The 13,422-nt window shown below is 58.1% G+C and carries 11 protein-coding genes; 9 read left to right on the forward strand and 2 right to left on the reverse strand.

All coding sequences use genetic code 11. The annotated features are described in order from the left end of the window. The 8 genes from NW820_RS04305 to cysW form a co-directional block, all read left to right on the forward strand. Positions 1-542: radical SAM protein (locus NW820_RS04305; protein ID WP_414406779.1), on the forward strand; the 542-nt coding region annotated here is incomplete at its 5' end. A gap of 182 nt (positions 543-724) precedes the next feature. Continuing rightward, positions 725-1,135, forward strand: coding sequence for an OsmC family protein (locus NW820_RS04310; RefSeq protein WP_414343934.1), 411 nt, complete (start codon positions 725-727; stop codon positions 1,133-1,135). 92 nt (positions 1,136-1,227) lie between these two features. Then, positions 1,228-3,858: a bifunctional acetaldehyde-CoA/alcohol dehydrogenase gene (gene adhE, locus NW820_RS04315; RefSeq protein WP_414406780.1), complete on the forward strand. Its 2,631-nt coding sequence runs from the start codon at positions 1,228-1,230 to the stop codon at positions 3,856-3,858. Between the two features lie 10 nt (positions 3,859-3,868). Beyond that, a complete protein-coding gene (locus NW820_RS04320; RefSeq protein ID WP_414406781.1) occupies positions 3,869-6,655 on the forward strand; it encodes a GNAT family N-acetyltransferase in 2,787 nt (928 codons plus the stop codon). 153 nt (positions 6,656-6,808) lie between these two features. After that, entirely contained in the window at positions 6,809-7,918 is a 1,110-nt protein-coding gene (locus NW820_RS04325; RefSeq protein ID WP_414406782.1) for a sulfate ABC transporter substrate-binding protein, read from the forward strand. Between the two features lie 174 nt (positions 7,919-8,092). Further along, positions 8,093-9,136, forward strand: a complete 1,044-nt coding sequence (locus tag NW820_RS04330) for a sulfate/molybdate ABC transporter ATP-binding protein (RefSeq protein ID WP_011431905.1) — start codon at positions 8,093-8,095, stop codon at positions 9,134-9,136. A 6-nt stretch (positions 9,137-9,142) separates the two neighbouring features. Further along, a complete protein-coding gene (gene cysT, locus NW820_RS04335) occupies positions 9,143-9,955 on the forward strand; it encodes a sulfate ABC transporter permease subunit CysT (RefSeq protein ID WP_011431904.1) in 813 nt (270 codons plus the stop codon). Beyond that, positions 9,945-10,772: a sulfate ABC transporter permease subunit CysW gene (gene cysW, locus NW820_RS04340; protein ID WP_414343939.1), complete on the forward strand. Its 828-nt coding sequence runs from the start codon at positions 9,945-9,947 to the stop codon at positions 10,770-10,772. The genes cysT and cysW overlap by 11 nt, the downstream gene beginning before the upstream one ends. Before the next feature lie 16 nt (positions 10,773-10,788). On the opposite strand, the gene msrA is transcribed toward cysW, so the two are convergent. Continuing rightward, complete coding sequence (gene msrA / locus NW820_RS04345; protein WP_414406783.1) at positions 10,789-11,457, reverse strand: peptide-methionine (S)-S-oxide reductase MsrA; 669 nt, start codon at positions 11,455-11,457, stop codon at positions 10,789-10,791. Positions 11,458-11,538: 81 nt separating this feature from the next. Beyond that, positions 11,539-12,471 carry an ABC transporter permease gene (locus NW820_RS04350; protein ID WP_414381006.1) on the reverse strand — a complete coding sequence of 311 codons (933 nt, stop codon included), beginning with the start codon at positions 12,469-12,471 and terminating at the stop codon, positions 11,539-11,541. 476 nt (positions 12,472-12,947) lie between these two features. On the opposite strand from NW820_RS04350, the gene NW820_RS04355 reads away from it, so the two are divergent. Beyond that, positions 12,948-13,422, forward strand: a 475-nt coding sequence (locus NW820_RS04355) for a sigma-70 family RNA polymerase sigma factor (RefSeq protein ID WP_414406784.1), incomplete at its 3' end; no start/stop codon positions are given.

A 13,422-nucleotide genomic window follows, 5' to 3' on the forward strand; every position in this document is an offset into this window, starting at 1 on the left:
GTTACAAGAATTACTTGCGAGGGGGGGGAGTTACGGCTACCGGGGGAGAGCCTTTAATGCAACCCACCTTTGTAGCTGAGATCTTCCGTCGCTGTCATGAGTTGGGCTTGCACACGGCTTTGGATACTTCTGGCTATGGGCAACTGGAAGCAGCCAAGCCTGTGTTGGAGCATACAGATTTGGTGTTGCTGGATATCAAGTCTTATCTGCCGGAGCTGTATCGAAAGGTTACCGGCGTTTCGCTAGAACCCACTCTTAATCTGGCCCGCTATTTAGACCAGATCCACAAGCCTACCTGGATTCGTTTTGTGCTGGTTCCCGGCTTGACGGATCCCGAGGAAAACATTAAGGGTCTGGCCGAGTTTGTGGCCACCTTATCCAACGTGGAGCGAGTGGAAGTTTTGCCCTTTCACAAGATGGGGGAATACAAATGGCAGCAATTGGGATTGCCTTACACCCTTGCCGATGTCGATCCACCCACACCCGAACAGGTGAATCACGCCTTACAAATCTTTCGGGATCAAGGACTGGTGGCTATTTGACAATTCTGCAGTTGCGGCTTGGGTCAGCATAGCCAGGTCACGCTTAGATCCGAAGTGATTCACAGTTAATCTCTGCACCGTCTCCAGATTGGCCCTGAGCTGACTGGAATCCAAGTTGATCCCCAGGCTAACTTTACGGACTCTATGTGAACTGAAGAATACCCCAAGAGGAGGGATCCCCAATGGAAGTTTGCGTCACCTACCGCGATGGTGTTCAGTTCCAAGCGGAAAGCCGAGGGCACCGCATTCTCAGCGACCAGCCTTTGGACAATCACGGTCGAGATCAGGGAATGACGCCGCCGGAATGGTTTCTGGCTTCTCTGGGCGCCTGTGTTGGTTTTTATGCCGTCAAATATCTGGAAGCTCGGCAGTTGGATCCCAGTGGACTAGAGGTGGTGGTCACGGCGGAGAAAGTTGAGCATCCGGCTCGCCTAGACAACATTCACATTCGTGTAAAAACTGGGATCCCGCTGGACGGAAGGCATCAAAAGGGGCTGGAAAAAGCAGTTGATGCCTGCATCATTCACAATACGCTCACCCATCCCCCCACCCTGACCACCGAAATCCAAGTTCCTGCTCCTGTTGGCGCCTAGATTGCCATTCGGGTTATTCGACTATTTCCAACTATCCGATTGTCAATTGTTCCTATCGTCTAAGTCTTGATGAGTTTTGGAGGGATCCACCGATGCCAGTGACCCATCTAGCCGAGTTGGAAACCCTGATCCAACAGGTGAAGGCTGCTCAAGCTGAATACGCAACTTTCACCCAAGAACAGGTAGACCGGATTTTTCACAGAGCCGCTCTGGCTGCCAACAACGAACGGATCCCGTTGGCCAAGCTGGCGGTACAGGAAACCGGCATGGGTATTGTGGAGGACAAGGTGATCAAAAATCACTTTGCCTCGGAATACATTTACAACAAATACAAACACGAGAAAACCTGCGGGGTTATCGAGCGGGATGAGAGCTTTGGCTACGAGCGCATTGCTGAACCAGTAGGGCTTTTGGCAGGTATTGTGCCGGTAACCAACCCTACCTCGACGACAATTTTCAAGGCTCTGATCACCCTCAAAACCCGCAACGGCATTATCTTTTCTCCCCACCCGCGGGCTAAACAATGCACCATTGCCGCGGCCAAAGTGGTTAAGGAAGCCGCCGAGGCAGCGGGCGCTCCTGTGGGGTTGATCGGCTGGATCGATGAGCCCACCATCGAGCTGTCCCAGGCTTTGATGCAGCATCCTGAGGTGAAGCTGATCTTGGCTACCGGCGGGCCTGGCATGGTTAAAGCGGCCTACTCTTCGGGCCACCCGTCTTTGGGGGTGGGAGCGGGCAATACCCCGGCAGTGATCGATGCCAGTGCCGATATTCCCATGGCTGTCAGCTCGATTTTGTTGAGCAAGACCTTCGACAACGGCATGATCTGTGCCTCAGAACAGGCAGTGGTGGTGGTGGATGCCATCTACGAGCAGGTCAAGGCCGAGTTCGGCCATCGGGGGGCCTACATTTTGGATCCGGAACAAATCGAAGCCGTGCGCCGCATCCTTCTCAAAGACGGTCGCCTCAATCCGGCCATTGTGGGCCAGTCGGTGCAGACCATCGCTGCCCTGGCCGGTATCCAGGTACCCGAAGGCACCAAACTGCTGATTGGGGAAGTGGAGAAGGTGGGGCCGGAGGAGCCCTTCTCCTACGAAAAATTGGCCCCTGTTCTGGCCCTCTACCGCGCCAACGATTTCCACAGCGCCGTAGATGTTGCTGTCCAACTGGTCAATTTCGGCGGGCGGGGACACACCTCTGTTTTGTACACAGATCCCGCCAATCGGGACGATATTGCCTACTTTGAAAATGCCCTGCAAACCGGTCGAGTCTTGATCAACACTCCCTCTTCACAAGGGGCCATTGGGGATCTCTACAACTTCAAGCTAGATCCCTCTCTGACTTTGGGCTGTGGCACTTGGGGAGGCAATTCGATCTCCGAGAATGTGGGGCCGCGCCACCTGCTCAACATTAAAACGGTAACCCAACGTCGGGAAAACATGCTCTGGTTTCGGATCCCGCCCAAGGTTTACTTCAAGCCCGGATGTCTGCCTATTGCTCTGCGGGAATTGGCCGGCAAAAAACGCGCCTTTTTGGTGACCGATAAGCCGCTCTTTGAGTTGGGCATATTGCATCCCATCACCCAGGTTTTGGATGAGATTCGCGTGAGCTGGGATGTGTACCACGATGTAGAGCCGGATCCCACCCTCAGCAACGTCAATCGCGGTCTGGAGCAGTTGCGCCAGTTTCAACCGGATGTGATTATTGCGGTCGGTGGGGGATCCCCGATGGATGCGGCCAAGGTGATGTGGCTGATGTACGAGCAGCCCCAGGTGGAGTTTGATGGCTTGGCGATGCGCTTTATGGACATCCGCAAGCGGGTTTACGAGCTGCCGCCACTGGGGCAAAAAGCTCAGCTCATCTGCATCCCCACCACTTCCGGCACGGGATCCGAGGTGACGCCCTTTGCCGTAGTGACCGATGACCGGGTGGGGATCAAATACCCCCTGGCGGACTACGCCCTCACCCCCACCATGGCCATTGTGGATCCGGATCTCACCTTAAAGATGCCCAAGAAGCTAACGGCTTACGGCGGCATCGATGCCCTCACCCATGCTCTGGAAGCCTATGTGTCGGTGATGGCCAGCGATTTTACCGATGGGCTGGCATTACAAGCCATCAAGCTGCTCATGACCTACCTGCCGCGGGCCTATGAAAAAGGTGCTGCAGATCCAGAAGCCCGAGAAAAAGTTCACTACGCCGCCACCATTGCCGGCATGGCCTTTGCCAACGCCTTTTTGGGGGTGTGCCACTCCCTGGCCCACAAGCTGGGATCCACCTTCCATCTGCCCCACGGCCTGGCCAATGCCCTGATGATTACCCACGTCATCCGCTACAACGCCACCGACGCCCCCTTTAAGCAGGCCATTTTTCCCCAATACCGCTATCCCAACGCCAAACACCGCTACGCGGAAATTGCCGATTACCTACAGTTGGGCGGGGCGGATGACGATGAAAAGGTCATGCGCCTCATTGAGGCCATCGAAGAGCTCAAGCGGAAACTGGGGATCCCGGCCACCATTCGCGAGGCCCTGGGGGAGAAAGAGCGGGAGTTTTACGACCGTCTGGAGGCGATGGCGGAGCAAGCCTTTGACGACCAATGCACCGGCGCCAACCCCCGCTATCCCCTCATTCAAGACATGAAGGAGCTGTACGTTTTGGCCTATCGGGGCTGCCGGGTGGATTCTGCCCTCTACCACCAGCCGGAACCAGTGTTGGCCTAAGGAGTAGGGTATGTGGCAACGACTGGATCCCAGTGTGGATATCTGGAGGGCCCGATCCCATCCCCTGAATCCCATTTTTCTGCCCCGTTCGGTGGCGGTGGTGGGGGCCACGGAGCGGGAGGGCAGTGTGGGGCGGACGGTGCTGTGGAACCTCATTAGCCATCCCTTTGGCGGCACGGTCTACCCGGTCAACCCCAAGCGGCACCAGGTGTTGGGGATCCGGGCCTACGAGCGGCTGTCCGCTCTGCCGGAGCCGGTGGATCTGGCCATTATCGCCATTCCGGCAGCGGGGGTGCCCAAGGTGGTGCAGGAGTGCGTAGAAGCCGGGGTCAAGGGCGCCATTGTTCTTTCAGCAGGCTTCAAGGAAACGGGCCCTGCTGGCTGGGAGCTGGAGAAGCAAATTCAGCAGACTATCCAATCGCGTCAGCGGGACGGAGTCCTTGGGAAGCTGCGCTTGATTGGCCCCAACTGCCTAGGGATCCAAAACCCTCACACAGGCTTAAATGCCACCTTTGCTGCCCAGATGGCCCGGCCCGGCAATGTGGGCTTCATCAGCCAAAGTGGGGCCCTGTGCACCTCGATCCTGGACTGGAGCCTGCAGGAAAATGTGGGCTTCAGCGCCTTTATCTCTCTGGGATCGATGCTGGATGTGGGCTGGGGAGACTTAATCGACTACTTGGGCGAGGATCCCCATACCCACAGCATTGTCTTGTACATGGAATCCATCGGGGATGCCCGCTCTTTTCTGTCCGCGGCCCGAGAGGTGGCCCTGAGCAAGCCCATCATTGTCATCAAGGCGGGGCGCACCCAGGCGGCAGCCCAAGCAGCCGCTTCCCACACGGGCTCCCTCACCGGCAGCGATGCAGTGTTGGATGCGGCCTTCCGCCGTTGCGGCGTGCTGCGGGTGGATCACATTGAAGATCTCTTCGACCTGGCGGAGGTGCTGGCCAAACAGCCCCGTCCTCAGGGCCCTCACCTGACCATCCTCACCAATGCCGGCGGGCCAGGGGTGCTGGCCACCGATGCCCTCATCCGCGCCGGGGGATCCCTGGCCCAGCTCTCCCCCCAAACCCTGGAGCAGCTTAACCAGCTCTTGCCCCCCCACTGGAGCCACGGCAATCCCATTGATATTTTGGGGGATGCCGATCCGGAGCGCTTTGCCCAAGTTTTGGAAGTGGTGTTGCGGGATCCCGGCAGCCAGGGTTGCCTGGTCATCCTCACCCCCCAAGCCATGACGGATCCCACGGCCACTGCCGAGAAAGTGGTGGAGACCTGGCGGCGCAGTGGATCCCGGCAGCCCATTCTGGCCAGTTGGATGGGGGGAGCTGGCGTGGATGCGGGCGAGCACATCCTCAACCAAGCCGGGATCCCCACCTACCGCTACCCGGATCAAGCGGCGCGGGTGTTTAGCCATCTGTGGCGCTTTAGTGACAACCTCAAGGCCCTCTACGAAACCCCCACCCTGGCTCCCACCAGGCCAGTGGAGCAGGAAAAAGTGCAGCAAACCCTTGCCCAGGCGAGGCGGGAAGGCCGCACGCTTCTCACGGAGGTCGAATCTAAGGAAATCCTGGCCGCCTACGGGATCCCCGTGGTGCCGACGCGGGTGGCCGAGAGCCCCGAAGCAGCAGTGGAAGCTGCCGAGGCCATGGGTTACCCAGTGGTGGTGAAGCTCTACTCCCACACCCTCACCCACAAAACCGATGTGGGCGGCGTGCAGCTCAACCTGCCCGATGCTGAGGCGGTGCGCCGGGCCTTCGGGCAAATCCTCCGCAACGTCAGCGAGAAAGCGGGGCCGGAGCACTTCCAGGGGGTCACGGTGCAGCCGATGGTGGACACGGATGGCTATGAGCTGATCCTGGGGAGCAGCCAGGATCCCCAGTTTGGGCCGGTGTTGCTGTTTGGCAGTGGCGGACAACTGGTGGAGGTGTTTCAGGATCGCTCCATTGGCCTTCCCCCCCTCAACACCACCTTGGCGCGGCGCCTGATGGAAAACACCCTCATCTACAAGGCCCTCAGGGGGGTACGCGGACGCCCAGCTGTCGATCTGGAGGCCCTGGAACAGCTCTTGGTGCGCTTTAGCCAACTGGTGGCCGAGCAGCGGGAGATTAAAGAGATCGACATCAATCCGCTGCTGGCTTCCAGCGAGGGCCTGCTGGCTTTGGATGCCCGCGTCATTTTGCGAACCGAGCAGGATCCCCAGGTGCCCTTGGCCATCCGCCCCTATCCCACCCAGTACATCTGGAGCTTCCGGGACGGCATCACCATTCGCCCCATTCGCCCTGAAGACGAGCCTTTGGTGATCGATTTTCACCGCCACGTCTCCGATTACAGCGTCTATCTGCGCTACTTCCACCCGATCAAATACAGCGCCCGCATCGCCCACGAGCGCCTTACCCGCATTTGCTTTAACGATTACGACCGCGAGATTGCCTTAGTAGCAGAAAAACAGGAGCCAGAGGCCAATCGCGTCAGCGGGACGAAGTCCTTAATCCTCGGCATCAGCCGCCTCTCCAGAAAACATGGCTTTCCCCAAGAAGCAGAGTTTGCCATGCTGGTGGCGGATCCCTACCAACGGCAAGGGATTGGCACAGAGCTGTTGACCCGCCTCATTCAGGTGGCCCGCTGCGAAGGGATCCAGCACCTCACCGGCGAGGTTCTTTGCGAAAACGAGGCCATGCGCCGCCTGTGTCAGCGGCTGGGGTTTCAGTTGCGCCCTTCTCCAGAGGATCCCGGGATCCTCAAGGCTGCTCTGGCTTTAATCTCCGATCCGCCAATCCTCGCCACCTGCTCCCCCTAGAGATCCCCAGAGAACTAAAAACGGTTTACCGACTGGCTTACCGTAGAATAAGACGGGAAGAGTCCTGGCGCTTGTCCCCTCCCCTTTTGGGAGGGGGGTTGGGGGTGAGGGCGGACTCCCTCTGAGGAGGAGGAGAAGTTTTTGGGGATTGCTATGAACACTGAAGGGACACCTGCGAACAAATGGGGGATCCCCTCAGCAATCGAGGTGGTCTGGTCTGGGAGAGTTGGGGCCGGGATCCGCAGGCTGCCGGTGAGCATGGGGCGGTGGCTGGGGATGGGATCCCTAATTTTTGGCCTTCTTCTTGGCCTCAGTGGTTGTGTCAGCGGTATGGGCTCAGGGGGATCCAGAGAGGAAGTAGCGATTCTCCTGGCCTCCTTTGCGGTAACTCGAGACGCTTACCGGAAAATCGTTCCTGCCTTTGAGGCCCACTGGCTGGCTAAAACGGGGCAACGGGTGCGGGTGGAAAGCAGCTACGGCGGCTCGGCAACGCAATCGCGGGCAGTTATTGACGGGCTGGATGCCGATGTGGTGGCCTTAGCCCTGGCTTTGGATGTGGAGCGCCTCGTGGCTGCGGGTCTCATCCAGCCGGGATGGGAAGCCCGTACCCCCAACCAAGGGATCGTTACCCGTTCGGTGGCAGTAATTGTAACGCGGGAGGGCAACCCCCAGGGGATCCGCTCTTGGCAAGATCTGGCTCGGCCCGGCTTGCAGGTGGTTACCGCCAACCCCAAGACCTCAGGGGGCGCCCGCTGGAACTTTTTAGCCCTCTGGAGCGCTGTCCCTGAACCCCAGGCTCTGGCCTTCACCACCCAGGTCTACAAGAATGTCCGCATTTTGCCGCGGGACTCGCGGGAGGCCACCGATGTTTTTTTCCAAAAAGGGCAAGGGGATGCCCTGCTCACCTACGAACATGAGGTGATCTTGGCCAGCCTGCGCGGCCAATCCCTGTTCTATGTGGTGCCGGATCCCAACATTTCCATCGACAACCCCGTAGCCGTGGTGGATGCCAATGTGGATCGCAAAGGTACCCGTGCCGTGGCCGAAGCCTTTGTGGACTACCTATTCACCCCAGAAGCGCAGCGGGCTTTTGCCGAGGTGGGCTTTCGCCCGGTAGAACCCACAGTGGCCCAAGAGTTTGCCTGGCGTTACCCTCCTGTTGAGAAGCGGGTTACCGTCGCCGACCTGGGCGGATGGGAGGTTGTCCAAAGCCGCTTTTTTGCCGATGGGGCCTTGTTTGACCGCATCCAAGCTCAGTTGTAGGGAGTCTCCCTTGTTTTGGATCCCCATTCAAGTTATCTTGGGAGCTATATCAACGGTTTGTTGACAGGTTTACCGTAGATTAGCCGCGGGTTTAACTGCCCTCACCCTCTCCAGAAGACTCAGCCGGCAACCATCCAGCAACTTCTCAGGCAAACCACTAGCTAGGCAGAACCTATGGGTATCACCATCGAAGGGGTATCGAAGCGTTTTGGCGAGTTTCAGGCCCTTCACCCCACCGATCTCACCATTCCCACGGGATCCCTGGTTGCCCTCTTGGGGCCATCGGGTTCTGGCAAATCCACCCTGCTGCGTCTCATTGCCGGCCTAGAAAAGCCGGATACGGGGCGGATTTCCCTCACCGGGCGGGATGCTACCCATGCCAGCGTCCAGGAGCGCAACATTGGTTTTGTTTTTCAGCACTACGCCCTGTTCAAGCACATGACGGTGCGGCAGAACATCGCCTTTGGCTTGGAGATCCGCAAGGCTTCACGGGCCGAGATTCGGGCACGGGTGGATGAGCTGCTGGAGCTGGTGCAGCTATCGGGGTTCGGGGATCGCTACCCCTCTCAACTCTCTGGGGGGCAGCGGCAGCGGGTGGCCCTAGCCCGCGCTTTGGCGGTGGAGCCGCAGGTGTTGCTGTTGGATGAGCCCTTTGGGGCCCTGGATGCCAAAGTCCGCAAAGAGCTGCGCAAGTGGTTGCGGCGCCTGCACGATGAGGTGCATGTGACAACGGTATTTGTAACCCATGATCAAGAGGAAGCCATGGAGGTGGCGGATCAGATCGTGGTGATGAACCAGGGGCGGATCGAACAGGTGGGATCCCCGGCAGAAATCTATGACCATCCAGCTACACCCTTTGTGATGAGCTTTGTCGGCCCGGTCAACGAGCTTTCTCCCCGCTCCCAACTCTTTTGCCAGCTTCCCGAGGTGCAGGCCGGCCCGCATCAGCTTTTTTTGCGCCCCCACGATGTGCAGATTGAGGTCAACCCCGGCAGCAGTGGTGTTTCTGCCCGCGTTAAGGAGATCATCCACCTGGGTCGGGAGATTCAGGCGGAGCTGATTCTTAGCGATGGCGGATCCCTGTGGGCCCATCTCAGCCGCGAGCAATATGCCAACCAACCCCTGCAGGTGGGGCAGCAGGTCTATGTGCGCCCCAAGGTGGTGAAAGCCTTTCCCGTCAAAAAAACCGAGATGACCGCAATGCCGGTGGGAGCTTGAGAAACGTTGCTGCAAGCTTTGTCTCAACTGTCTTGGCCGTGGCGGCTGACCCTGGGCTATCTCTTCTTGATGTTGATTCTGCCGCTGGCTGCCTTGATTGCCAAGTCCAGCAGCGTGGGCTGGGCGGAGTTTTGGCGGATCGCGACGGATCCCGTGGCCCTCTCCGCCTATGAAGTTACTTTTGTAACCGCGTTGCTGGCGGCTCTGATCAACGGCGTGATGGGCACCCTGACTGCCTGGGTGCTGGTGCGCTACGCCTTCCCCGGCAAAAAGCTTCTCGAGGGGTTGATCGATCTGCCGTTTGCTTTGCCCACCGCCGTGGCCGGCCTCACCCTGGCAACGGTTTACAGCAGCAACGGCTGGATTGGATCCCTTTTGGCCCCCTTGGGGATCCGCATCTCCTTTACCCGCTTGGGGGTGGGGGTGGCGATGCTGTTTATTTCTTTTCCCTTTGTGGTGCGGACGGTGCAGCCGGTGTTGCAGGAGCTGGAGAAAGATGTGGAAGAGGCAGCCTGGAGTTTGGGGGCTTCCCGCTTTCAGACCTTCCGGCGCGTGGTGCTGCCCCAGATCCTGCCGGCGGTGCTCACCGGGGTAGCCCTGGGGTTTTCCCGCGCCGTGGGGGAATACGGCTCTGTGGTGATCATCGCTTCCAGCATTCCCTTTCGGGACTTGATTGCGGCGGTGCTGGTGATTCAGCGGCTGGAACAACACGACTATGCTGGGGCAACGGTGATCGGAACGGTGATGTTGGGGATCTCTTTCCTGTCGCTGGTGGTAATTAATCTTCTGCAAGCCTGGGGAAGTCGCCATGAAACCTGACGAGGTAGCAGGTGTCAAACCGAAGCCCTCAACATGGCTGTCGGGCCTGTTGATCGGGATCGTCGGGCTTTACATCGCGCTGCTGCTCGGGATCCCGGTGGTGAACATCTTCTATCAGGCGTTTCGAGAAGGGATCCCAGCCTTTCTCCATCGCCTGACAGAGCGGGAGTTGCTCAGTGCCCTGCGATTGACGGTGCTAACCGCCCTGGTCGTTGTGCCCCTCAATACCTTTTTCGGCCTCTGTGCTGCCTTGGCCATTGCTCATCGGCGTTTTCCGGGGCGGGCGCTGCTGCTGAGCCTGATCGATCTGCCCTTTTCCATTTCCCCGGTGGTGGCCGGCCTAATGCTGGTGCTCATCTTCGGGCGTCAGGGTTGGCTGGGATCCTGGAGGGTTATCTTTGCCTTTCCGGGCATTGTGTTGGCAACGGCTTTCATCACCCTTCCTTTTGTGGCGCGGGAAGTGTTGCCGGTGTTGGAGGAGGCAGGCACCGACCAGGAAGAAGCCGCCAAAACGCTGGGGGCGACCCCCTGGCAGATCTTCTGGAGAATCACCCTGCCCAACATCCGCTGGGGCCTTCTGTACGGCGTCATCTTGACCAATGCCCGCGCCATGGGGGAGTTCGGCGCTGTGGCTGTGGTTTCCGGCAACATCATTGGCCGCACCCAGACCTTGCCCCTGTTCGTGGAAGATGCCTACCGCAGTTATGCCACCGGCTCAGCCTATGCGGCGGCGGTGGTGCTCTCCTTGCTGGCGGTGGTAACCCTAGTGGCTAGGGAGTTCCTTGAGCGGGGATCCCATTCCCGCCGGATCTTTTGATCCGTCAGGGTGTGGATCAGACGGGCTCGGTGAGGATCTCTGGCAGACAAACCTTAGTGCCCCCCAGGCCGCAGTAGCCGCGCGGATTCTTGGCCAGATATTGCTGGTGGTAGTCTTCGGCGTAGTAAAACTCAGGCGCGTCTAAGATCTCGGTGGTGATCTGGCCGTAGCCGTGGGCGGTCAGGGCCTGCTGATAGAGATCGCGGGTTTTTTCCGCCAGCTCCCGCTGCGCCGGAGAATACACATAGATGCCGGAGCGGTATTGGGTGCCCACATCATTGCCTTGGCGCATCCCCTGGGTAGGGTCGTGATTTTCCCAAAACACCTTCAGCAGTTGGGCATAGCTGACCTGAGCTGGGTCGTAAACCACCCGCACCACCTCGTTGTGGCCGGTCAGGCCAGTACAGACCTCTTCATAGGTGGGGTTGGGGGTAAACCCGCCAGCGTAGCCCACCGCTGTGCTGAACACCCCTGGCACCTGCCAAAACTTGCGCTCTGCCCCCCAGAAGCAGCCCATGCCAAACAAGGCCAGCTCCATGCCCTCAGGAAAAGGCGGCTGCAGCGGATGGCCATTGACAAAATGCCGATTCACGATCACCATCGGCTCGGCCCGGCCCGGCAAGGCTTCTTCCGGTTTGGGCAGGGACAGTTTCTTGCCAAGTTTGCCAAAGCCAAAGAGCACCATAGGGACAGCCCGATACATTCGTTAACACTTACCAGCCTAGCTCAGTTGGCTCCTCATGTGTTGGAAAAATCCTTGATCGGATCAGCTCACCGATTCAAAAGCCCCCAGCCGCTTGGCCACTAGCAGATAGACGGTCATGATCCCCATCGGCACAACCGTGAAGGCTGCCGCCAAGGGAATGTTGCCAGAGGTGCCCTGAAAGGCGAGAACTGCCTGCCCGATGAAATAGCTGGAATTGCCCAGAGAATAAGGCACCACAAAATCTCCTAGCGTTAAGGAAAAGGTGAAGACCGACCCGGCCAGGATCCCTGGCAAGGCGAGGGGAAGAGTAACATGGCGGAACGTTTGCCAACCCTGAGCTCCCAAATCTGCAGAAGCCTCAATTAAGCTATCGGGCACTCGCTCCAAAGCCGCCTGGATCGGCAGAATCATATAGGGCAGCCAAACATAGAGAAACACCAAGAAAATACCCAAGTTGGATACAGCCAGCGATGGCCCACCGATCCCGGGCAACTGCAAAATCTTTTCCACCCAGCCCTGTAGGCCCACATGGGTGAGTAGATAGGTAAGGATCCCTTCTTTGGCCAGGATCAACTTCCAGGCATAAACCCGAATCAAATAACTAGACCAAAGCGGTAGGAGCACCAACAAGTACAAAAAGTCCTTCCAGCGAGGAGAGGCCAGTCTGACCATGGTATAAGCCAGAGGAAAAGCCAACACAATTGCAGCTAGGGTCACTGCCAAAGCCATAGTCAAGCTGCGGACAAAGATATCCACGCTGGCAGGAGTGAGCAGCTCCCGATAGGTGGCCAAAGTCAACTTTCTCAGGATCAGGCCGGTAAAGGGATCCAGATGATAAAAACTTTGCAGCAGCAGCGCCAGCAGCGGCCCCAAGTAAAAGACCAGTAACCAAATGAGAGGTGGCCCCAACAGAATGGCAAGGATGAGCGTCGGGTGATGATAGAGGAATCCAAACAGATCGGGTTTATCGGTTATCTGAGTTGTTTTGGCCATGGCCAGGCAGGCCTGAAGATCAGCTTTTCATTCCCTCTTTTTGATGTTATTGGAATTGTAGGTCGACGAGCCAATAGAATTCAACAGAATTGGGATTGAGAAAGTGCGAACAGGCAAGAGGGATTGGCTTGTCTACACCTGCCGGCGGGTATCCTTTGAGGGAAAACGGCAATCAGAAGATGCCGGTATGGTCATTTCGACTCAAACTAGGACACTGCACCCACACCTAAAACATTGGTCGCGTCGTCGCGTCAGCGCTGCGGAGCAATAATGCATGGGGCCATAAGGCTTTTCTCGTATAGCCCAGGTGTCTCACTCTAGCCTAAACGACCATATCTTGCTTGGCGGGAAGTGGAGGGCCATCGTAGACAGGGATCCTTTGAACCTTTTGGGGGCATTGGGAGTCAGACAAAGCAAGGTTGAGAACAAGGGAGCGTCCTCTCGTGCAGGCGGCAAAGGATACATCCGATTGGGAGCTGATCCAGCGCTGCCTCAACGGCGACAGCCAGAGCTTTCGCCAACTCTACCGCAAATACCAGCAGTCGGTACGGAATATCCTCTATCCCTTGTGTGGAGCCGATCTTTTGGATGACCTGGTACAGGAAGTGTTTATTCGTGCCTGGAAAGGGTTGCCTCGGTTTCGCGGCTCGGCCCAGTTTTCCACTTGGCTGTATCGCATCTGCTGGAATGTGGCCTCAGATCAGCGACGGCGCTGCGCCCGGCAACACTCCCAAACCCAAAACCTGGCCCTCGGATCGGATATCGCTCACCCTGGCCCCGACCTGATGCACTTGCACTACCAACAGGCTCTACAGCAAAGCATGGCTCAGCTTAGCCCTGAACACAGAATGGTTCTGATTCTGCACGACCTAGAAGATCTGCCCCAGAAAGAGATTGCCGAGATTTTAGGGATCCCGGTGGGAACGGTGAAGTCCCGGCTGTTTCACGCCC

Origin of the sequence: Synechococcus sp. R55.7 (assembly GCF_047461955.1) — a bacterium.
In the GTDB taxonomy this organism is placed as follows: Bacteria; Cyanobacteriota; Cyanobacteriia; order Thermostichales; family Thermostichaceae; genus Thermostichus.